Origin of the sequence: Vibrio sp. M250220 (assembly GCF_036533795.1) — a bacterium.
In the GTDB taxonomy this organism is placed as follows: domain Bacteria; phylum Pseudomonadota; class Gammaproteobacteria; order Enterobacterales; family Vibrionaceae; genus Vibrio.
Genome location: NZ_JATABI010000129.1, coordinates 1 through 1,456, shown reverse-complemented (window position 1 = coordinate 1,456; position 1,456 = coordinate 1). Strand labels below are relative to the sequence as shown.

At 42.2% G+C, this 1,456-nt stretch carries 1 protein-coding gene and 2 pseudogenes; all 3 read right to left on the bottom strand.

The annotated features are described in order from the left end of the window. Positions 1 to 329 (bottom strand): annotated as a pseudogene (locus tag QTN94_RS19865) (hypothetical protein); the annotation flags it as partial. A 135-nt stretch (positions 330 to 464) separates the two neighbouring features. After that, positions 465 to 851 (bottom strand): hypothetical protein, encoded by a 387-nt coding sequence (locus QTN94_RS19860; RefSeq protein ID WP_138971148.1) that lies wholly within the window; start codon positions 849 to 851, stop codon positions 465 to 467. Then, a pseudogene (locus QTN94_RS19855) lies at positions 851 to 1,456 on the bottom strand (hypothetical protein); the annotation flags it as partial. The pseudogene QTN94_RS19855 and the gene QTN94_RS19860, both read right to left, overlap by 1 nt.

Below are 1,456 nucleotides of genomic sequence, written 5' to 3'. Positions count from 1 at the left end.
ATTTCATCCGCATTGTGAACGACTGATTTAGTGGATAGCTTTAGATTGCGCTTGATTTGCGTGTAGATGGGCAATTGAACGCTACGCTTGGAAAGCATTGCAAAGGAACCATCCAGTTTTTTAAACAATGCGGCACGCTGATCAAAAAATCGCTGATTATTGGCATAGCCCACTTTTTGATTGGTTTCGACATGCTGCACATACAGCCCATTTATTTCTAATAGAACATTTTGAATATTCTTAAGGTTTTGCTCAACGATTGCAGACGTTGCGCCAACCCCTACCGCTACCTGAGCATAAAAATCAAGAGGTAAACCATCCGCTTCAATCGCCCTCTTACCAAACCACAATATCTAGTATCGGTCGCAGCTGATACAGACACAATATATAGGAATTAGTAACAATGGAACATTACCAACACCTTAAGTAACGATATGAAACCGATCATTACAGTCCCATATAAATTAGGGTATGTACCCAGTAAATTTTAATAACGTTAAACTCAAGGCAAGTACAATATAACTCCACATTCCTAATGCGTTAATCCACATAAATCCTTTAAATTTTTTAGAATCAGTTTGTTCACGATGTCGAATAAAAGGATAAGCAATACAGTAATTGATAAACCGACTTCCAACATCCCAAGATGCTTGATGCTTCGGTCGCATATAACCGTTATCGTCGTAATACTTATTCAGGTCTTTAGCTAGCTGCTTATCTATGAAAATAATGTGCTTGAAGCTCCCTAAAGAAACAACAGCAATCATTATTACAGCAGGAATAGACCAAACAAGGGCATAAGTTCCAAAGATCAAACCTAACGAAGCAGCAAGAAGTTCATACCAAGCCATTAGAAAGTAGCCTCGATTTCCGAAACAATTTCTATCGCATTTTCATACAAGAAATACAATCCATCGCCTATTGCTTTACCAGTCGCACCGCCAGCGACACCACCGACAAAACCACCTGCAACCGCTCCACCAATTGCAGCAACCGCCAGAACAGGAGCCGATGCGGTTACGCCAATAACTAGAGCAATACCAGAAACGGCGGCGACAGCAAGCCCAACGCCAACGTTACCACCTTGAATACCACCAACGACACCGCCAATAAACCCGCCCACTTCTCGGGTCGTCGTCTTACCACAATCTCCTGTTCCATCGACCTTGCACGCCTCATAGATATTACTCATACCGCTGGCAGCACCTATCACTAGACCGACATACCCCAAACCTCTAGCAGCGGAGATACCAATTGCAATATTGCCAATGCGCTTACCAAGCTCTTTCACAAAACCTGTTTTTAAGATTTCATCCGCATTGTGAACGACTGATTTAGTGGATAGCTTTAGATTGCGCTTGATTTGCGTGTAGATGGGCAATTGAACGCTACGCTTGGAAAGCATTGCAAAGGAACCATCCAGTTTTTTAAACAATGCGGCACGCTGATCAAAAAA

Bases quoted from the DNA above. Each gene is read 5' to 3' on its own strand.
- QTN94_RS19860 (WP_138971148.1), bottom strand. From the start codon at position 851: ATGGCTTGGTATGAACTTCTTGCTGCTTCGTTAGGTTTGATCTTTGGA.